Source organism: Luteibacter sp. dw_328 (assembly GCF_018449605.1).
Taxonomy (GTDB): Bacteria; Pseudomonadota; Gammaproteobacteria; order Xanthomonadales; family Rhodanobacteraceae; genus Luteibacter.
In genome coordinates this window covers 222,602-240,891 of sequence record NZ_JAAVUW010000006.1, presented here as the reverse complement: position 1 = coordinate 240,891, position 18,290 = coordinate 222,602, and the positions used below count along the sequence as shown (strand labels likewise).

At 64.8% G+C, this 18,290-nt stretch carries 19 protein-coding genes; 13 read left to right on the top strand and 6 right to left on the bottom strand.

Going from position 1 to position 18,290, the window contains the following annotated elements; genetic code table 11:
- Window positions 1-37 precede the first annotated feature (37 nt).
- Window positions 38-2,155: a TonB-dependent receptor gene (locus HB634_RS16040; protein ID WP_213949274.1), complete on the bottom strand. Its 2,118-nt coding sequence runs from the start codon at window positions 2,153-2,155 to the stop codon at window positions 38-40.
- A 172-nt stretch (window positions 2,156-2,327) separates the two neighbouring features.
- Between HB634_RS16040 and HB634_RS22915 the strand changes: the two genes are divergently transcribed.
- Together HB634_RS22915 and HB634_RS16030 are read left to right on the top strand one after the other, a co-directional pair.
- Window positions 2,328-3,320 (top strand): hypothetical protein, encoded by a 993-nt coding sequence (locus HB634_RS22915; RefSeq protein WP_255548636.1) that lies wholly within the window; start codon window positions 2,328-2,330, stop codon window positions 3,318-3,320.
- A gap of 50 nt (window positions 3,321-3,370) precedes the next feature.
- Entirely contained in the window at window positions 3,371-4,108 is a 738-nt protein-coding gene (locus HB634_RS16030) for a pteridine reductase (RefSeq protein ID WP_063571466.1), read from the top strand.
- A 112-nt stretch (window positions 4,109-4,220) separates the two neighbouring features.
- Here the strand turns inward: HB634_RS16030 and HB634_RS16025 are convergent, their stop codons facing one another.
- The 4 genes from HB634_RS16025 to tsaD all read right to left on the bottom strand — a co-directional run bounded on the left by HB634_RS16025 (window position 4,221) and on the right by tsaD (window position 7,190).
- On the bottom strand, window positions 4,221-5,075 hold the full coding sequence (locus HB634_RS16025; protein ID WP_213949273.1) for a DUF6159 family protein: 855 nt from the start codon (window positions 5,073-5,075) through the stop codon (window positions 4,221-4,223).
- Window positions 5,076-5,160: 85 nt separating this feature from the next.
- The gene (folK, locus tag HB634_RS16020; protein WP_213949272.1) at window positions 5,161-5,679 is read right to left on the bottom strand and encodes a 2-amino-4-hydroxy-6-hydroxymethyldihydropteridine diphosphokinase; all 519 of its coding nucleotides are present in this window, start codon (window positions 5,677-5,679) and stop codon (window positions 5,161-5,163) included.
- The gene (gene folB, locus HB634_RS16015; RefSeq protein WP_213949271.1) at window positions 5,676-6,035 is read right to left on the bottom strand and encodes a dihydroneopterin aldolase; all 360 of its coding nucleotides are present in this window, start codon (window positions 6,033-6,035) and stop codon (window positions 5,676-5,678) included. Before folB ends, folK begins: the two co-directional genes overlap by 4 nt.
- 105 nt (window positions 6,036-6,140) lie before the next feature.
- The gene (tsaD, locus tag HB634_RS16010) at window positions 6,141-7,190 is read right to left on the bottom strand and encodes a tRNA (adenosine(37)-N6)-threonylcarbamoyltransferase complex transferase subunit TsaD (RefSeq protein WP_213949270.1); all 1,050 of its coding nucleotides are present in this window, start codon (window positions 7,188-7,190) and stop codon (window positions 6,141-6,143) included.
- A gap of 57 nt (window positions 7,191-7,247) precedes the next feature.
- On the opposite strand from tsaD, the gene rpsU reads away from it, so the two are divergent.
- The 5 genes from rpsU to HB634_RS15985 all read left to right on the top strand — a co-directional run bounded on the left by rpsU (window position 7,248) and on the right by HB634_RS15985 (window position 10,933).
- A complete protein-coding gene (gene rpsU, locus HB634_RS16005; protein WP_029213735.1) occupies window positions 7,248-7,463 on the top strand; it encodes a 30S ribosomal protein S21 in 216 nt (71 codons plus the stop codon).
- A 138-nt stretch (window positions 7,464-7,601) separates the two neighbouring features.
- The gene (locus HB634_RS16000; RefSeq protein WP_213949269.1) at window positions 7,602-8,045 is read left to right on the top strand and encodes a GatB/YqeY domain-containing protein; all 444 of its coding nucleotides are present in this window, start codon (window positions 7,602-7,604) and stop codon (window positions 8,043-8,045) included.
- 216 nt (window positions 8,046-8,261) lie between these two features.
- Window positions 8,262-8,435, top strand: coding sequence for a DUF1328 domain-containing protein (locus tag HB634_RS15995; protein ID WP_082878955.1), 174 nt, complete (start codon window positions 8,262-8,264; stop codon window positions 8,433-8,435).
- A 52-nt stretch (window positions 8,436-8,487) separates the two neighbouring features.
- Window positions 8,488-10,227: a DNA primase gene (dnaG, locus tag HB634_RS15990; protein ID WP_213949268.1), complete on the top strand. Its 1,740-nt coding sequence runs from the start codon at window positions 8,488-8,490 to the stop codon at window positions 10,225-10,227.
- Between the two features lie 91 nt (window positions 10,228-10,318).
- Window positions 10,319-10,933 (top strand): DedA family protein, encoded by a 615-nt coding sequence (locus tag HB634_RS15985; protein ID WP_063571164.1) that lies wholly within the window; start codon window positions 10,319-10,321, stop codon window positions 10,931-10,933.
- A 111-nt stretch (window positions 10,934-11,044) separates the two neighbouring features.
- Here HB634_RS15985 and HB634_RS15980 read toward each other — a convergent pair whose 3' ends face one another.
- Window positions 11,045-11,923 carry a LysR substrate-binding domain-containing protein gene (locus HB634_RS15980; protein ID WP_063571165.1) on the bottom strand — a complete coding sequence of 293 codons (879 nt, stop codon included), beginning with the start codon at window positions 11,921-11,923 and terminating at the stop codon, window positions 11,045-11,047.
- 104 nt (window positions 11,924-12,027) lie between these two features.
- Between HB634_RS15980 and HB634_RS15975 the strand changes: the two genes are divergently transcribed.
- From HB634_RS15975 to HB634_RS15950, 6 genes are read left to right on the top strand one after another with little or no spacing between them, the layout of a single operon-like run.
- Window positions 12,028-13,026, top strand: a complete 999-nt coding sequence (locus HB634_RS15975; RefSeq protein WP_213949267.1) for a 2-dehydro-3-deoxygalactonokinase — start codon at window positions 12,028-12,030, stop codon at window positions 13,024-13,026.
- Window positions 13,027-13,055: 29 nt separating this feature from the next.
- The gene (locus tag HB634_RS15970; RefSeq protein WP_063571167.1) at window positions 13,056-14,048 is read left to right on the top strand and encodes an arabinose ABC transporter substrate-binding protein; all 993 of its coding nucleotides are present in this window, start codon (window positions 13,056-13,058) and stop codon (window positions 14,046-14,048) included.
- 2 nt (window positions 14,049-14,050) lie between these two features.
- Window positions 14,051-15,577: an L-arabinose ABC transporter ATP-binding protein AraG gene (gene araG, locus HB634_RS15965; protein WP_063571168.1), complete on the top strand. Its 1,527-nt coding sequence runs from the start codon at window positions 14,051-14,053 to the stop codon at window positions 15,575-15,577.
- Window positions 15,578-15,580: 3 nt separating this feature from the next.
- Window positions 15,581-16,585 (top strand): L-arabinose ABC transporter permease AraH, encoded by a 1,005-nt coding sequence (gene araH / locus HB634_RS15960; RefSeq protein ID WP_213949266.1) that lies wholly within the window; start codon window positions 15,581-15,583, stop codon window positions 16,583-16,585.
- Entirely contained in the window at window positions 16,585-17,481 is an 897-nt protein-coding gene (locus tag HB634_RS15955) for an SMP-30/gluconolactonase/LRE family protein (RefSeq protein WP_213949265.1), read from the top strand. Before araH ends, HB634_RS15955 begins: the two co-directional genes overlap by 1 nt.
- Window positions 17,478-18,290: an SDR family oxidoreductase gene (locus HB634_RS15950; protein WP_063571170.1), complete on the top strand. Its 813-nt coding sequence runs from the start codon at window positions 17,478-17,480 to the stop codon at window positions 18,288-18,290. The genes HB634_RS15955 and HB634_RS15950 overlap by 4 nt, the downstream gene beginning before the upstream one ends.

Here is an 18,290-nt window from a genome sequence, read left to right as displayed (position 1 = left end):
CCGCGCCCCGCTTCAGGGGCGCGGCATCCGGGGCCGATCAGAAATCCTGCTGCAACGACAGGAACACGCCACGGCGCGGACCGAACTGCGGGGCGCCCACACCGATGCCGGAGCCATCGCGGATTTCATAGGTGCGATCCAGTGCGTTGACCAGGGCCAGCTGGGCATGGGTCTTGCCGACGCTGGTCAGGTCGAAGTCGTGCGCCACGCTGAGATTGAGCTGGAAGTAGCCCGGCAGCGTATCGCCGTTCGGCACGGCGCCGTCGCGACGCAGGCCCGAACCGAACAGATAGTCCGCACCCACGCGGGTGCCCTCGGAGAAGGCGTAGCTGATACCGCCCGACGAGGTGTACTTCTGGTCGTGATCGAGGTGGATGTAGTTGTTGTAGATGTAAGCGAGATCGTCGGGATTGAAATTGTACTGACCCGTGATGATCCGCTTGCCTACCGAGCGGTTGTACGCGAAGTTGAAGTACGCGGTGAGCGCGCCATCGGTGTAGTTCACCGTAAGCTCGTCGCCCTTGATGCGACCCTGGTCGTAATTGAAGGTCGAATACACGAGCGCCGTACCGAACTGGCCTTCATCCTGGATACGCGAGACCTTGCGGTAGTAGCTGTCCAGGCCCACGGTCCACTTGTCGCCGATCTTCTGCGAGATGCCCACGTCGTAGTAGCTGGAGCGCTCGGCCAACGGCGTATCGTCGCCATTGTCCGGCAGCGCATTCGTCGTGCCGGCGAACTTCGCGATGGAGGTCGGGCTGATCTGCTCGCTGGCCGGCGGCGTGAAGTAGCGCGAGTAACCCGCGTGGATGGTCGTGCTGTCGGTCGGCTGGTAGACCAGGCCCAGGCGCGGGCTCAACTGGCTCTCGGTGCGGAAAGCTTCATAGCGATCGCCGCGAACGCCGTAATTCACCGTCCACTTGTCGCCGATGCTCCATTCATCCTGCAGGTACACCGCATAGGTGCGCGCCAGGATGCGGCTGGAATCGAGGATGTTCAGTGGCGTGGTCGAGGTCTGGTTGCCGTCGGCATCGGCCGGGAAGACCAGCGAATCGTTGCTCGACGACGCACGCTCGAATGAACCGTACAGGCCGTAGCGCAGCGTGTGATTGTCGCCCAGCGGCGTGGAGAAGTCGGCCTGCAGGGTCGACGCGCGGTTGGCGCGACGCACATCGGAGGCGATGCCGTTGAACATCAGGTCGCCGATGTCGTCCGGCGTGAAATCCAGGCTGCTGTAACGCTCGCCCGCCGACACCTGGTACGCGGTCGAGCCCATCTTGCCCTGCAGGCTGAGGACGCCGAAGCGCGTCTTCTCCTGCTGGCGCTCGTCCAACTGCGCCGAATCGAAGTTGGTCACGTCGAGGTAGCCGAACTGGGGCGTCTGGCCCGGATTGTTCGGGATCTCGAAGCGATTATTGGTGACGCCGAACATGAAGCTCAGGCGCGTGTCGTTATTGATCAGGTAGGAGACATCGCCAAACGCCTTCACCTGGTTGGTGTGGTCGTGGATCGGCTTGCGGCTGGACGTGGGATTCTCGATGCCGACATCGTTCTCGAGGTAGTTGGCCGTCAGGAACCAGCTCCAGTCGCCGGACTTCCCGAAGAGCGTCGCGTTCGGGTTCAGCGTGCCGAACTGGCCCCCGGTGATACCGACGGTGCCGCCCACGCCGTCCGTCGGGGTGCGCGTGGTGATATCGACAATGGCCGCGGTGCGCTCGCCGTACTGCGCGGGGAGCGCGCCGGTGAGCAGCTTCACGTTGTCGATCATGCGGGCGTCCAGCGTCTGGCCGAAGCCGCCGATGCTTTCCGGGATGAGCACGCCATTGATGCGGTACTGCAGGTTGGCGTGGTCGCCGCGCACGTGCAGTTGGCCGTAGGAATCCTGGACAACGCCGGGCGCCTGCAGGATCACCTGGTTCAGCGGCGTGGAGTCGCCCAGCGGCAGCGCCTGGATCGTCTGGCGGTCCATGACGTACTGGCTGCTTCCCGTGTCCGGGGAGAGACTGTTGCGCGCCTCGTCGAGTCGCGCGCTGACGTCGACCGCGCCAAGGTTCGTGGCCTTCTGCGGGTCAGTGGTATCGGTCGTGTCGTCCGCAAACGCGGGAGCGGCGGACAGGGCTAGGGCGATGCAGAGCGCGAGGCGTGCGGGGGTCATCGGGGACTCTTCTTGGGGTAGCGATGTTATAACGTATCATAACGAAGTCGAAGGATCGGGGAAATCCGTCGAAAGTCACTATCTGCGCGAGGGGTTTCATGGTCCTTTCGCTTCATGGCGGACTCACGTGGCCCACGCGAGGATGTCTCCCATCGCATGCCTGGAGAGACCGATGTCCAAAAAGGACGCTTCCGCTTCGACCTCGAAGGAAATCGTTCCCGTCTCTGCCGACCGAGGCGAAAGCCCCGTCGCCAAGGCGATCCTCGAGTTCGTCAGCCGCATTCCCGCGAGTGATATTCCCCGGGTGAAAGGTGACGCCGCCGAAGAGTGCCGCCGTCTCGCTGCCTCCGCGGCGCAAAAGGCCGCCCTGACGGCGGGCACGCTCGCCCTGCCCCCCGGCCCGTTCGGCTGGTTGACCGTCCTGCCCGAACTCGTCGCCATCTGGCGCATCCAGGGTCAACTGGTCAGCGACATCGCCGCCGCTTACGGCAAGACCCCCAAGCTCGGCCGCGAGCAGATGCTCTGGTGCCTGTTTCGCCACACCGCTGCGCAGGCCTTCCGTGACGTGGCCATCCGCGTGGGCGACCGCCTCGTCTTCCGCACCACCGCCACCAGCGTGCTGCAGCGCCTGGCCGGACGCATCGGCGTGAGCGTGTCCAAGCGCGCCGTCGGCAAAGGCATTTCCCGCTGGCTACCTGTCGTCGGCGCACTTGGCGTGGGCGCCTATGCCTACTACGACACCGGCCAGGTGGCGAAGACCGCCATCGACCTCTTCAGCGGCGAAATCCACATCGACGACGAGCCCGACGGTAGCGAGCCCGACAAAAAGGCAAGGCCGCGCGCGGCCGAAGCCTCAACGACCAAGGTCGCCGCTACGCGCTCGGTAGGAGCCGGCTCTGCCGGCGATAATCCCGCCACGAAGTCGGCCGCCCGCAAAACCACTCCCGCCGCCATCCGAAAACGCGCCACCACCAAGAAGGCCGTCGCCCGCAAGTCCGCAGGCACCAAGGTCGCGACGTCCACCACGGCTAAGCCGGCCCCGAAGAAAGCGGCAAAGAAAGCCACGAAGAAAGCCACAGCCGGCCGAGCTCCTGCCAAGAAAGCCACCGCTCGCCGAGCTCCCGCCAAAAAATCCACGACGCGCAGACCGAAAGCCGCAACGTGACGCGCGCTCCTGTTTGCGGCAAGCTCCCTGCGGATTAAAAGGGAGTCGCGATGAACAAGCAGCCGGTCATCCTGGTCACCGGAGGTGCGCGCCGCGTCGGTGCCGCCATCGTGCGGCATCTGCATGCTGCCGGCTGTGCCGTCGCTATCCACTTCAGGAGCTCGGCCGACGAAGCCGAAGCGCTTGCCCGGGAACTCAATGCCGCGCGGGCTGACAGTGCCGCTATTTTCCCGGGTGCACTTGAAGACGACGCCACACCTGGCGCACTGATCGCCGCCGTGCTCGAACACTTCGGCAGGCTCGACGGCCTCGTCAACAACGCCTCGGCGTTCTACCCGACGCCGATCGGCGAAACCACCGCTGCACACTGGAACGATCTCTTCGCCGCGAACGCGCGCGCGCCGTTCTTTCTCGCGCAAGCCGCGACGCCAGCCCTGCGTGGAGCGCGCGGGGCGATCGTCAACATCGTCGACATCTATGCCGAGCGACCGCTTGCCGGGCACACCGTCTACTCGATGGCAAAGGCCGCGCTGGTCATGCTGACGCAGGCGCTCGCCAAAGACCTCGCACCGCAGGTGCGCGTGAATGCCGTCGCGCCGGGTGCCATTCTCTGGCCCGCATCAGGCAAGCCTGAAGAAGCTGCGGAAGCGCTGATCGCGAAGACGCCGCTGGCGCGCAAAGGCGAGCCGGACGACGTGGCCGAGGCGGTGCGCTGGTTGTTGCTGGATGCGCATTACACGACGGGGCAGGTCATTCGGGTGGATGGTGGCAGGGCGTTGAGTATTTGAGGGGTGTCGCGAGCGGGCCGCGCCTTTGGCGCGGATCGCCGATGAATCAGCTCCTACAAAACGACAAGGCCCCGACGTGTGTCGGGGCCTTGTTCGCCAGAGGTACCGGCGATTACTTCTTTGGGCGAAACGCCGATTCCAGCAGGGCGCGATCGAAGCCCTGCCCCGGATCGCCTTCTTCGGCGAAGCGATACAACGCAGCGGAATAGACGCCGTGCATCGCGGTCTGGAACAGGCTGAGGGCGACGAGGCCGATCACAGCCGCGGCGCCGACGACGAACATCAGCGCGACGGAGTGTGTCGCGACGGCACCGAAGAAGAGCATGGCGCTGATAAGGATCAGGCCAAAGGTCAGCAGACCGCCTGCCACGCCGATGCCGGCGTTACCGATGAGGTTTTCACCCCAGGTGCTCCGCAACAGCGACGTGCTGCGCTTGATCGCGTCGATGGGACCGACGTCCTGCGCGGCGAGCACCGGCACGACCAGGAAGGTGGCCACGGTCCAGCCAAAACCAAGCATGCCGACGACGATGCGACCGATGATGCCGAAGCGTTCCTGCAGCGCGCGAAGGATCATGCCCACGGTGGCGGCAATGAGCGCGTAGCCGATGATGTTCGGCAGCTTGCCCATGGCCAGGCGGATGCCGTCGCCGACGGTCGGGTTGCCGCCATCGAGGCGGATCATCGCGGCCGACGCCAGCGCGGTGTTGAAGAAAATCACCACGGTGTACTGGACGAAGTAGAACAGGAAGCTCACCAGCATGAACATCGGTGAGGCATGCCCACGCTCGCCCTCGAAGCCAGCGCGGTGATGTGCGATGAGGGTGAATACCGGCCACGCGAAGGTGGCGATCACGGCAAGCGAAGCCAGACCCGCGAACAGCGGAAAGAGCATCAGCTCCTTGTCCTGACGGAGGATGTTGGCGCTCGCTTTCATGAGCGCCCAACTGCGTGCGAACTTACCCATTTCCCTATTCCCTTTGGCCCCTTGGTGGAACGCGTTGTAGCACCTTGGGGCAGGAGTTCGCCAGAGCCATTCGCCTGCGGACCGCCTAGCGGGAAGCCCCGACCGCCGTGGTGCACGCATCATCGACAGTCAGCGGCTCGCGTTCCTTCGGGAAAACCGCCCACAACTCAGCCATGGTCCGGCCATCGACGGGATGGCGAACGGACGGTGCGATGTCCGCCATCGGCTTGAGCACGAAGGCATGGCGCAGCTCCCCGCGCGGCAGCTTCAGATGTCCCTTGCCGCTCAGGACCAGATCGTCGTAAAGCACGATGTCCACGTCGAGCGTGCGGGAGCCAAAGCGCGCACCGCCGCGGATGCGACCGTGGCGATCTTCGAGCGCATGCAGCCAGTCGTTCAACGCCTCGGGCGCGAGATCGCTGTCGATGGCCACGGCCAGATTGAGGAAGTCGGGGCCGTCGAAGCCGACCGCGGCGCTGCGGTATACCGGCGAGACATCGATCTTGCCGAAGCGGGCACGAAGCTCGGCAACGGCAGCGGCAAGCCAGCGCTCCGCGTCGATGTTGGAGCCGAGGCTCAGGTACGCACGGCCGGTTGCGGTCATTCCGGTCGGATGCCGCGTTCGATGCGGACACCCACCGCCTTGGCACCGCGCACGGCGCCGGGTTTGGATAGTTTCAAACGCAGCCAGGCCACGCCGAACTCCTCGCGCACGATGTCGGCGCAGCGCTCCGCCAGGGTCTCCACCAGGCCGAAGCTCGACGCTTCCACATACGACTGCAGGCGCTTGGAGATCGACTTGTAGTTGAGCGTATCGGCGATGTCATCGCTGGCGGCAGGCCGGCGGTTGTCGAAGGCCATTTCCAGATCGAACGACAGGGTCTGCCGGATCCGGCGTTCCCAGTCGTAGATGCCGATGACCGCGTCGATACGCAGGTCTTCGATGAAGACGATATCCATGGAGGGGGCGTGGTGCGCTAAAGAGGGCCTTACAGAGTCCGCGACCGACTTGAATTGCGCAAGTAGAGCCGCGCAAGTAAAGCGGCGCAAGTAAGGCCCCTCCTGTCAGGCCGCGGGCAGGCTTTCCAGACTCCAGCGTGGATGCACTTCGATCGTGGCGTCCTGATGCTGGCCGGACGCCAGACGGATCGCCCCGGCGAGGGCGATCATGGCGCCGTTATCGGTGCAGAAGGCCAGACGCGGGAAATACACCCGGAACCCGTCCTTTGCCCCGGCTTCGGCCAGTTGCTCGCGAAGACGCTTGTTCGCACCGACACCGCCGGCGATCACCAGGCGCTTCGCACCGGTCGCCTCGAGCGCACGCCGGCACTTGATCGCCAGCGTGTCGACGATGGCTTCCTCGAAGGCCCGCGCGACATCGGCGCGGGTCTGGTCGCTCTGGTCGCTCGCCTTCCAGGCCAGCAGCACCTGGGTCTTCAGGCCGGAGAAGCTGAAATCCAGCCCCGGCCGGTCGACCATGGGGCGCGAGAAGCGGAACTTGCCCGGGGTGCCCTGCTCGGCAAGCTTGGCCAGGGCCGGACCACCCGGATAAGGAAGGCCCATCATCTTGGCCGTCTTGTCGAAGGCCTCGCCCGCGGCGTCGTCGAGGGTGTCGCCGAGGATGGTGTACTCACCAATCGCCTTGACCTCGACCAGCATCGAGTGACCACCGGAGACCAGCAGGGCCACGAATGGGGTTGCCGGCGGATCGTCTTCGAGCAGGGGCGCCAGCAGGTGACCTTCCATATGGTGGACACCGATGGCCGGTACGCCGAGCGCCCAGGCCATGGCGCGAGCCGCCGAGGCGCCCACCAGGAGGGCCCCGACCAGGCCGGGCCCGGCCGTATAGGCGACCCCGCCGAGGTCGGCCGGGGTCAGCCCGGCCTCCTTAAGAGCCTCACGTACCAAGGGAACCAGCTTGCGGACATGGTCCCGGCTGGCCAGTTCGGGCACCACGCCGCCGTATTGGGCGTGCAGGGCGATCTGGCTGAAAAGGGCATGGGAAAGCAGGCCGCGGCCCGGCTTTTCAGGGTCCCAGCGCAGCAGGGCCACCCCTGTTTCATCACAGGAGGTTTCCACGCCCAAAACAGGCTTTGAAATTTTCGAATCGATCACGTTATAATCCACGGCTCGCCCGGGTACTCCGGGTCAGTTTAATCAAGTGGAGTTTCCATGCCGAGCGTTAAAGTCCGCGAGAACGAGCCTTTCGAGCTTGCCCTCCGCCGCTTCAAGCGTACGTGCGAGAAGGCTGGCGTGCTGGCCGAAACGCGTAAGCGCGAATTTTATGAAAAGCCGACCCAGGAGCGTAAGCGCAAGCGCGCCGCTGCTGTGAAGCGTCACCTGCGCCGTCTGTCCCGCGACACGACGCGCCGGACCCGCATGTACTGATGCCCATCCCGGTCCTTCGCGACCGGGTATGGTACCTCGGCAGGCGCCCTGCGCGCTGCCCGGTGTATTCAGAGCGGAAATCCCGAGCCGGCTTTGCCGAAAGGTAAAGCCGGCTTTTCGTCGTCCCGGAGAAAGCGCATGAGTCTCAAGGCAAAGATCACCGAAGACATGAAAGCCGCCATGAAAAGCGGTGAAAAGGACCGCCTGGCCGTGATCCGCCTGATCCAGGCCCAGATCCAGCAGCGTGAAGTCGACGAGCGGATCGAGCTGGACGACGCCCAGGTCCTGGCGGCGCTCGAAAAGATGCAGAAGCAGCGCCGCGACTCCATCGAGCAGTTCGATAAGGCGGGTCGCACCGACCTGTCCACCATCGAGCGTTACGAGATGGGCGTGATCGGCGCCTACCTGCCGGCCAAGCTCGACGAAGCCGAGCTGGACGCCATCATCGCCGCCGCCATTGCCGAATCGGGTGCCACCACGGCACGCGACATGGGCAAGGTGGTTGCGCTGATCAAGGAAAAGGCGGCGGGTCGTGCGGACATGGCTGCCGTGGCAGGGAAAGTTAAGGCAAAGCTCGCGTAAGCGAGCCACCGCCATGTAGGAGCCGATTCATCGGCGATCCCGCGGCAGCGGGCCAGGGTGTCGCGAGCACCCAGTCGCCGATGAATCGGCTCCCACAAAAGATGCCACCCGATATCAGGTGCCCCAGCATCGGCTTTCACAAGGGCGCCACACGCTTGTCATCATTCTCCGCCGCGCGGCTGGCGGACGTTCCTCCGGCGCTGACGGAGGAATCCCATGCTCAAGTACGCCATCATCTTCGGCCTCATCGCGCTGGTTACCGGCGCGCTAGGCTTCAGCCGCGTGTCCGGCTTCGCCGCGACGATCGCCAAGGTCTGTTTCGCCATCTTCCTGATCCTGTTCGTGATCGCGATCCTGGCCGTCATCGGTGTCTTCCACCTGGCGTTCTAAACGGTGATTCGGTCTCCATTCGGACGCGGATGCATGGCATCCTAGGCGACTGATGCGTGGCCGAATTCCCGACAATTTCATCGACGAACTGCTGACCCGCGTCGACATCGTCGACGTGATCGAGCGTCGCGTCCCGCTGAAAAAGGCGGGACGCGAGTGGACCGCCTGCTGCCCGTTCCACAACGAGCGCTCGCCCTCCTTCTACGTGAGCCCGCAGAAGCAGTTCTTCCACTGCTTTGGCTGCGGCGCGCATGGCAGTGCGATCAAGTTCCTCATGGACTACGACCGCCTCGAGTTCCCCGACGCGATCGAGGAGCTCGCTCAGTCAGCGGGCCTGAAGGTGCCCTATGAGGGCAACCGCGACGACAAGCCGCGGGAAGATCGCAGCGACCTCTATACCCTGCTCGACGAAGCCGCCAGCTTTTACCAGCGTGAGCTGGGGAACAGCCCCGAGGCCACGTCCTACGTGGACCGCCGCGGCCTCGACGACGAGATCGTCAAACGCTTCCGCATCGGCTGGGCACCCGCGGGCTTCGACGGCGTGATGAAGGCCCTGGGCACGAACGATCGCCGGCGCCAGCTGCTCAATGAAGCCGGCATGGTGGCCAGCAACGAGCGCGGCAACAAATATGACCGGTTCCGTGAACGGGTGATGTTCCCGATCCTCGACCGCCGCGGCCGCGTGATCGCCTTCGGCGGCCGCGTGTTGTCGTCGGACCAGAGCCCCAAGTATCTCAATTCGCCCGAGACTCCCCTCTTTCACAAGGGCAAGGAGCTGTTCGCCCTGTGGCAGGTGAAACAGGCGAACCAGACCGTCACCCGGATCATGGTGGTCGAGGGCTACATGGACGTCATCGCCCTGCACCAGGCGGGGCTGCCGATCGCCGTCGCCACACTGGGCACAGCGACCACGCCCGAACATGCCGAAGTGCTTTTCCGTACGGCGCCCGATGTCTATTTCTGCTTCGACGGCGACCGCGCCGGCAAGGCAGCGGCGTGGCGCGCACTGGAATCCGTGCTGCCGCGCATGCGCGACGGCCGCCAGGCCCACTTCCTGTTCCTGCCCGACGGCGAAGATCCCGACACACTGGTACGCAAGGAAGGCAAGGACGGCTTCGAGAAGCGCATGAAGGAGTCGATGCCGATGTCCGAGTACTTCTTCGAAGAGCTCGCCAGGGACGTCGACGTCACCCGCCTGGACGGCCGCGCCCGCCTCGCTGAACGCGCCCGCCCGCTCATCGCCAAACTGCCTGACGGCGCCTTCCGCGACCTCATGGGCCAGGAGCTGGAGCGGCGTACGGGCGCCAAGGCCGTGCTCGAGCCCGAGCCGGCGCCGAATCGCTCGAACCAGGTACGCCCGGCCAACGTGCAGCGCAGCCTGGTTCGTAGCGCGATCACCCTGCTCCTGGCGCAGCCGGCGCTGGCCGATGAGGTCGAGCCGCCGTACGCCTTCCTGCGCCTGGACCGTCCCGGCGTGAACCTGCTGTCGGAACTGATCGACGTGGCGCGCTCCCGGCCAGGGATCAATCCCGCCGTGCTGGTTGAGTATTTTCTTGACCGGCCCGAGTACGCCTCTCTGCAAAAGCTCATGCAGGCCGAGGTGGTGGGCGACGCCGATATGCAGCGAGTCGAGTTCCTTGGTTCGCTGGACCAGATGCAACGCCAGGCCGTGACACAACGCCGCGAGTACCTTATCGGCCGTAGCCGCGAAGGCGTTCTCGACGATACGGAAAAGGCCGAACTACGCGTCCTGCTGGCTGCGCGCTCCGCACCGACCCCGGTGGACGAATGATGCGCTGCACCGCGAGATTAACGCGATCCGTGGGATCATCCGACCCTCGTACCCTGAAGGGACCGGCCGGGACCGGACTTGCGCGTCGCTGATGGATTTATTGAATCACCTCGTCGATCTTTTCGGGCAGAACGGCTACGCAGCTGTTTTCCTCGCCCTGATGCTCTGCGGAGCAGGGGCGCCCCTGCCGGAAGACATCACCCTGGTGGCTGGCGGCATCATCACCGGCCTCGGTTACGGCGACGTCCATACGATGGTCGGTGTCGGCATGGCGGGCGTGCTGGTCGGCGATTCCACGATGTTCCTGCTCGGGCGCCATTTCGGCGCGCGCATCCTGCGCTGGCGCTTCGTTGCCCGCCTGCTCACTCCCGAACGCTACGCCAAGGTGCAGGAGAAGTTCGAGCGCTACGGCAACCGCATGATGTTCGTCGCCCGCTTTCTGCCGGGCATGCGCACCGCCGTGTTCATCACCGCCGGCGCCACCCACCGCGTGGGTTTCTTCCGCTTCCTTCTGCTCGACGGACTGGCCGCGGCGATCAGCGTGCCGCTGTGGGTGTACCTGGGTTATTTCGGTGCGCATAACCACGAATGGCTGGCCATGTGGATCCACCGTGGACAGACCGGCATCTGGCTGGCCATCGCCGCTGCGCTGATCGCGCTCGCCGCGTTGTGGTGGCGCCGCAAGAAGGCGACTCGGGACTGCTGAGGCTTTTGTGAGAGCCCGCTTTGTGTGGGAGCCGGCTATGCCGGCGATGGGGTTGAGGCGGCCTGGCTATCGCCGCTGAAGCGGCTCCCACAATCGCCGATGAATCGGCTCCTACAGAGAGCCCTGGCCCACTTCGGCGAACAGCCACTCGCGGAACACCATGGTCTCTTCACGCGATACCGCGTCGCGCGAGATCGCCAGGTAGTAGGTGTGCTGAAGCGGCACATCGATCCGGAACGGCTCGGCGAGTCGACCTGCGGCGAGGTCGTAGGCGACGAGCAGGTTCTGCGCCAGCGCCACGCCCTGCCCTTCGATCGCCGCCTGCAGCATCATCGTGCCGTCGCCGAAGCCCATGTCGCGCGAGACCACGGCGGTCTCCAGGCCGGCGCGCTCGAACCACTGCTCCCAACTGACTGCCGACGCGGCGCGACGACCGGGCCGCTCGTGCAGTAACAGGTGGTCGGCGAGGTCGGCCGGGCCGTGGATGCGCTCGGCGAGGGACGGCGCGCAGACGGGGGTATATCCACTGGTGGCCAGGATGGACTGGTCACCCCCTTCGCTCAGGCGATCGTCAATGGCGAGGTCCCAACTTGCCTCGTCCGCCCCGTCGGTGACGACCTCGACGGCGATATCGGGGTGCCTCGAAAAGAAGCGGAAAAGCCTCGGTACCAGCCATTTCGTACCGAAGGTCGGCGGTACGGAGACCCTCAACGAGGCATTGCGCTCGCCCATCACCTGGTCCGTGGCGTGTTGCAGTGCACGAAAAACGTCGCGGACTCGCGGGAAATAGTTCTCCCCGGCGGCGGTCAGCGAGAGTCGATTGTTGCTACGCACAAAAAGAGCTGTGCCCAAGTACCCCTCAAGCAATTTGACTTGCGCACTGACCGCAGCCGCCGTCAACGAGAGCTCTTCACCGGCCTTGGTGAAGCTCAAATGTTGCGCTGCAAGTTCGAAGACTCGCACGGCGTTGAGAGGTAACGAGCGCTTCATTGCGGACTCATTCAAAAAAACTTGGGGAAGCCCCGGAGAAATTCTAGTTTGCCTGTCTCGACAGGTGCCGCCAATCATCCGTGGCGCTTTCGAACGGACCCGCGATGAACATCCTCACCATCGACACCGGTACCACCAACACCCGCGTCACCGTCTGGACCGACGGCGAGGTGGTCGCGCAGGCCGCGCGGCAGGTCGGTGTGCGCGATACCGCGATCACCGGCAGCACGAAGAAACTCGAGGATAGCCTCCGCGAAACCATCGCCGAGGCGCTGGTTTCGGCCCAGCTCGAACGCACCGATATCGGCCTTGCCGTGGCCTCCGGCATGATCACCTCGAATGTCGGGCTGTGCGAAATTCCGCACGTACCGGCCCCGGCAGGGATCGATGATATGGCCAGGGCCATGCGCGAACACCGTGTCGAGAACGTCTGGCATGCGCCGATCTGGTTCGTTCCCGGCGTACGCAACGCGGTCGAGCACATCGGCCTGCACAACTGCGAAGCGATGGACATGATGCGTGGCGAGGAGGTCGAGTCGTTCGCCCTTGTCGAGCGCCTCGGCCTCAACGAACCGACAGTGGTGGTGCTGCCGGGCTCGCATTCGAAGTTCGTCAGCATCGACAAGGACCGCCGCATCGATGGCTGCGTGACCACGCTGGCGGGTGAGCTGCTGCACGTGATCTCGCATGACACCATTCTTGCCGGCTCGCTGAAAGAAGGCTTCGCCAAGCGCATCGATCCTGAAATGCTGCTGGCTGGCGCTGCTTCGGCGAACAAGATCGGTCTGGGCCGCGCCTGCTTCAGCGTGCGCATCCTCGACCAGTTCGCCGTGTACGACGCCAACGCGCGCGCGAACTTCCTGCTCGGCGCGGTGCTTGGCTCCGACCTGCTCACGCTCAAGAATTCCAGCGCGATCCGGATGAGTCCGGGTACACGCTTCGTCGTCAGCGGCAAGCCCATCCTGCGCGAAGCGATCGCGCGGCTGGTCGAGGGCGACGATTTCTTCTCCGGCACCGTCACGGTGCTGGGCGATGACGAACAGCGCGACCTTGCGGGATACGGCGCCATTGCCGTTGCCCGTCGTCGCGGCCTGGTCGACTGAAAACAACGAGTCATTCGAGGAGGGAACGCATGAAGATGAAGATTGCCCTGGGCCTACGCGCCCTTGCCGTGGCACTGGCCATGGCCTCCGCACCGGCCTTCGCGGCCGATGAGCCGGTCAAGATCGGTTTTGTCGTCAAGCAGGCCGAGGAACCCTGGTTCCAGGACGAGTGGAAGTACGCCGAGCAGGCCGCCAAGGAAAAGGGCTTCACCCTGGTCAAGATCGCCGCGCCCGATGGTGGCACGGTGCTCACCGCCATCGACAACCTGAAGGCTCAGCACGCGCAGGGTTTCATCATCTGCACGCCGGACGTGAAGCTCGGTCCGTCCATCGTGGCCAAAGCCAAAATCGACAACCTCAAGCTGATGACGGTCGACGACCGCCTTATCGACGGTTCCGGCAAGCCGATCGAAGCCGTGCCGCACATGGGCATCTCGGCGAGCAAGATTGGTGAGCAGGTCGGCCAGGCTATCGCCGCCGAAATGAAGAAGCGTGGCTGGAAGCCGGAAGAGACCGGTGCGCTGCGCATCTCCTACGACCAGCTGCCCACAGCCAAGGACCGCACCGATGGCGCCGTGGCTGCGCTCACCGCGGCCGGGTTCCCCAAGGCCAACGTGATCAACGCGCCCGAAGCCAAGACCGATACCGAGAACGCGTTCAACGCGGCGAACATCGCGATCACGCAGAACCCGAAGTTCAAGCACTGGATCGCTTTCGGCCTGAACGACGAAGCTGTGCTCGGTGCTGTGCGTGCCGCGGAAGGTCGCGGTTTCCGCGCCGACAACATGATCGGCGTGGGCATCGGCGGCAGCAAGTCGGCGCTTAACGAGTTCGCCAAGGCCGAACCCACGGGTTTCTTCGGCAGCGTGCTGATCAGCCCGAAGCGTCATGGTTATGAGACCTCGGTGAACATGTACGAGTGGGTCAAGAACGGCAAAGCTCCGCCGCCGCTCACCCTGACCACCGGCATGCTCACCACCCGCGCCAATGTCGCCGAAATCCGTAAGGAAATGGGTCTTTGACGATGACCGACGCACCACGCCTGGAATTCCGGCATATCGGGAAGACCTTTCCGGGCGTGCGTGCGCTCGGAGATGTCAGCTTCGCCGTGCGCGCCGGTAGCGTGCACGGCCTGCTCGGTGAGAACGGGGCAGGCAAGTCCACGATGATGAAAATCCTCGGCGGGGAGTACATCCCCGACGAGGGCGAGGTGGCGATCGACGGCCAGGCGAAGCATTTCCGCAAGGCCGCCGACGCCATTGCCTCCGGTGTGGCAGTGATCCACCAGGAGCTCCAGTACGTACCGGAACTCTCGGTCATGGAGAACCTGCTGATCGGCCGGCTACCCACACGTTTCGGCCTGGTCGACCGCCGCAAGGCGCTCGCCTGGACCCGCGAGAAACTCGATGCCCTCGGCGTGGATCTCGATCCACGCGCGAAGCTCAAGCAGCTTTCGATCGGCCAGCGCCAGATGGTCGAGATCGTCAAGGCGATCCTTCGCGACGCGAAGATCCTCGCCCTCGACGAACCGACCAGCTCGCTGTCCCACCGCGAGACCGAAGTCCTCTTCCGCCTCGTGCGCGACCTGCGTGCGCAGGGCAAGGCGATGATCTACATCTCGCATCGGCTCGACGAGATCTTCGAACTCTGCGACGCAGCGACGATCTTCCGCGACGGCCGCAAGGTGGCCGACTTCGACACGCTCGAAGGCGTCACCCGCGACCAGCTCGTGCAGCGCATGGTCGGCCGCGAGATCAGTGACATCTTCGGTTACCGACCGCGCGAACACGGCAAGGTGCGTCTCGCCGTGCAGGGCGTGACGGGACGTGCCGTCCCGGCACCGGTCAGTTTTGAGGTGAAGGCGGGTGAGATCGTCGGCTTCTTCGGCCTCGTCGGTGCGGGTCGTAGCGAAGTGATGCGCGTGATCTATGGCGCGGACCGGCGCACCGCGGGTGCGGTGCACGTGGACGGTGAGGCGATCAAGGCCTCGCATATCCGCGACTCGATCCAGCATGGCCTGGTGTTCTGCCCGGAAGACCGCAAGGAAGACGGCATCATCGGCGTGCGCTCGGTGTCGGAGAACATCAACATCAGCGCGCGGCGCAACCACCTCGTCGCGGGCCTGTTCGTCAACGACCGTAACGAGGCGAAAGTCGCCGACACCTATATCGATCGCCTGCGCATTCGTACGCCGAACCGACGCCAGGAGATTCGCCTGCTCTCGGGCGGCAACCAACAGAAAGCCGTGCTCTCGCGCTGGCTGGCTGAGAAAGACCTGCGTGTGCTCATTGTCGACGAGCCCACCCGTGGCATCGACGTGGGCGCCAAGAACGAGATCTATAACGTCCTCTACGAACTCGCCGAACGTGGCGTGGCCGTGGTGGTCATTTCCAGCGAACTGCCCGAAGTGCTCGGTGTGTCCGACCGCGTCGTCACCATGTGCCGTGGCCGGATCACCGCGCAGTTCCAACGTACCGAGGCGAACGAGGCGGACGTGCTCGCCGCCGCGCTTCCCGAAGGCGCCAGCGCCACCCCGATGAGGAACACCTGAGCCATGACCGAGACCAACGCCGCCGCTATCGGCGCGAAGCAAGCCGAAACGCCCGACGCGCGACGACGCGCCATGTTCTGGCGCGTCGTCGACGATTACAGCCTCATCGGCATCTTCATCGTGCTGTTCGGCGTGCTGAGCGCCACGGTGCAGTACTTCTTCTCATGGGACAACATCGTTGGCCTCGCCCTGTCGGTCTCGCAGATCGGCATGGTCGCCTGCACGATGATGTTCTGCCTGGCTTCGCGTGACTTCGATCTTTCGGTCGGCTCGACCGTCGCCTTCGCCGGCGTCTGCTGCGCCATCGTCTCCAACGCCACCGGCAGTGTCGCGCTGGGCATCGCCGCCAGCCTGGTCGCCGGTGCGCTGATCGGCTTCGTCAACGGCGTGGTGATCGCCAAGCTCAATATCAACGCGCTGATCACGACGCTGGCAACCATGGAAATCGTCCGCGGCCTCGCCTTCATCACCTCGCAGGGCCAGGCGGTCGGTGTCACCAGCGAAGCTTTCTTCACCCTGGGTAGCGCCGAGCTGTTCGGCCTGCCTGTACCGGTCTGGGTCACCCTGGCCTGCTTCGTGGTCTTCGGTGTCCTGCTGAACAAGACGATCTACGGCCGCAATACCCTGGCGATCGGCGGCAATCCGGACGCGGCGCGCCTTGCCGGTGTCTCGGTGGACCGCGTACGTATCGCCATCTTCCTGATCCAGGGCCTGGTGGCGGCACTGGCGGGCATCATCCTCGCCTCGCGCATGACCAGCGGCCAGCCGAACGCCGGCCAGGGCTTCGAGTTGAACGTGATTTCGGCCTGCGTGCTGGGCGGCGTGTCGCTCATGGGCGGCCGTGCGAGTATCAGCGGTGTGCTCGTTGGCGTCCTCATCATGGGGACTGTGCAAAATGCCATGAGTCTCATGAACATCGACGCCTTCTACCAGTACCTCGTCCGCGGCACGATCCTGCTGATTGCGGTGCTGGTGGACCAGCTCAAGAACCGCAGGCAATCCCGCTGATGACAGACACCTTCATTCCCCTCTCCGCCCATCGACAGGCCCACGCCGAAGGCGTGATCTGGGACGACTTGATGGGCCTGGTCCGCTGGACCGACATCGGCGCGTCGCGGCTCTACACGTATGACCCGACCACCGGGGCCACGACCGAGACGAGCCTGCCCGCTCGCCTGTGCTGTTTCGCCCTGACCGACGAGCCCGGCGTGCTGCTGCTCGCCCTCGAGAAGCAACTCGCCCGCTTCGACACGCGTGTCGCCGGGTCCCTGGTGGTGCTCGAGGACATCGAGCCGGAGCTGCCGGGTACGCGCGCCAATGACGGTCGCTGCGATCGCGGCGGCAACCTGATCTTCGGCACGCTCAACGAGCGCGGGCCGGAACAGGTCGCCTCGTTCTGGCGGTATTCGCGCGAGGGCAAGCTGGCCCGGCTCGCCCTGCCCAAGGCCGCCATCACCAACAGCATCTGCTTCAGCCCGGACGGTGAAACGATGTACTTCACCGACTCGCCCACGGCGAAGATCATGGCCTGTCGCTACGACGCGGCCAGTGGCGAGGTGGAGCACATTCGCGAGTTCGTCCAGCTTGAGAAGGGCCTCGAGCCCGACGGCTCGACGGTCGATGCCGAAGGCTTCGTCTGGAACACCCAGTGGGGTGGATCGCGCGTGCTGCGCTATGCGCCGGACGGACGCGTGGACATGACCATCGAGCTGCCTGCCCGTCAGCCGAGCTGCGTGGCCTTCATTGGTCCCACGCTCGACCGCCTGGTCATCACGTCAGCCAGCAAGGGCCTCGACGACGCTGTCGTCCGTGCCGAACCGCTGAACGGCGCTATATTCATCGGTACGCCGGCGCGAGGGCGCGGGCTGCCAGAGGCCCGCTACGGGCAAGGAACCCAGGCATGAGCACTGCGACACAAGCCGATCCGCGCACGACACCCCTCCCGCGACTGGCTGGAAAGGTCGCCATCGTCACCGGCGCCACGCAGGGCATCGGTGCGGCAACAGCAAAGCTCTTCGCCGCCCATGGCGCGAAAGTGGTGCTCAACGTGCTTGAGGACAACGCGCAGGCACGTGCCACGCTGGCCGGTCTGAACACGGACGACGCCATGTTGTTCGAGGCCGACGTGACCGACGCCGCAGCCATCGCCCGCATGGTCGCCGCGGCCACGGAACGGTTCGGCCCGCCCGACGTCCTCATCAACAATGCCGGCATCAACGTCTTCAACGACCCGCTGTCGCTTACCGAGGACGAGTGGACACGTTGCTTCGACGTGGACCTCAAAGGCGCCTGGAATTGCGCCAGGGCCGTCCTGCCGGGCATGCTCGAGGTAGGTCACGGCAGCATCGTGAACATCGCATCCGTGCACGGCCACAAGATCATTCCGCACTGTTTTCCCTATCCCGTTGCCAAGCATGGCCTGATCGGCCTGACCAAGGCACTGGGCATCGAGTACGCCGCCCGCGGCATCCGCGTGAATTCGATCTCGCCGGGCCTTATCCTCACCGCCATCGCCGAGGCCGGCTTCGCTGCCGCGCCAGATCCCGCCGCGGAACGGAAACGCCAGACGGATATCCTGCCGAACAAGCGGATCGGCGAACCGCAAGAAGTTGCTTACACTGCACTCTTCCTCGCTTCCGACGAGGCGCGCTACATCAACGCCGCCGATATCCGTATCGACGGCGGCCGCTCACAGCTTTACCACGAGAACTGA

Coding starts and splice junctions, on each gene's coding strand:
- araH (WP_213949266.1), top strand. CDS start 15,581: ATGACCGAGACCAACGCCGCCGCTATCGGCGCGAAGCAAGCCGAAACG.
- HB634_RS16025 (WP_213949273.1), bottom strand. CDS start 5,075: ATGGGTAAGTTCGCACGCAGTTGGGCGCTCATGAAAGCGAGCGCCAAC.
- dnaG (WP_213949268.1), top strand. CDS start 8,488: ATGCGTGGCCGAATTCCCGACAATTTCATCGACGAACTGCTGACCCGC.
- rpsU (WP_029213735.1), top strand. CDS start 7,248: ATGCCGAGCGTTAAAGTCCGCGAGAACGAGCCTTTCGAGCTTGCCCTC.
- HB634_RS15950 (WP_063571170.1), top strand. CDS start 17,478: ATGAGCACTGCGACACAAGCCGATCCGCGCACGACACCCCTCCCGCGA.
- folK (WP_213949272.1), bottom strand. CDS start 5,679: ATGACCGCAACCGGCCGTGCGTACCTGAGCCTCGGCTCCAACATCGAC.
- HB634_RS15995 (WP_082878955.1), top strand. CDS start 8,262: ATGCTCAAGTACGCCATCATCTTCGGCCTCATCGCGCTGGTTACCGGC.
- HB634_RS15975 (WP_213949267.1), top strand. CDS start 12,028: ATGAACATCCTCACCATCGACACCGGTACCACCAACACCCGCGTCACC.
- HB634_RS15980 (WP_063571165.1), bottom strand. CDS start 11,923: ATGAAGCGCTCGTTACCTCTCAACGCCGTGCGAGTCTTCGAACTTGCA.
- HB634_RS22915 (WP_255548636.1), top strand. CDS start 2,328: ATGTCCAAAAAGGACGCTTCCGCTTCGACCTCGAAGGAAATCGTTCCC.
- HB634_RS16000 (WP_213949269.1), top strand. CDS start 7,602: ATGAGTCTCAAGGCAAAGATCACCGAAGACATGAAAGCCGCCATGAAA.
- HB634_RS16030 (WP_063571466.1), top strand. CDS start 3,371: ATGAACAAGCAGCCGGTCATCCTGGTCACCGGAGGTGCGCGCCGCGTC.
- HB634_RS16040 (WP_213949274.1), bottom strand. CDS start 2,155: ATGACCCCCGCACGCCTCGCGCTCTGCATCGCCCTAGCCCTGTCCGCC.
- HB634_RS15955 (WP_213949265.1), top strand. CDS start 16,585: ATGACAGACACCTTCATTCCCCTCTCCGCCCATCGACAGGCCCACGCC.
- araG (WP_063571168.1), top strand. CDS start 14,051: ATGACCGACGCACCACGCCTGGAATTCCGGCATATCGGGAAGACCTTT.
- HB634_RS15985 (WP_063571164.1), top strand. CDS start 10,319: ATGGATTTATTGAATCACCTCGTCGATCTTTTCGGGCAGAACGGCTAC.
- folB (WP_213949271.1), bottom strand. CDS start 6,035: ATGGATATCGTCTTCATCGAAGACCTGCGTATCGACGCGGTCATCGGC.
- HB634_RS15970 (WP_063571167.1), top strand. CDS start 13,056: ATGAAGATGAAGATTGCCCTGGGCCTACGCGCCCTTGCCGTGGCACTG.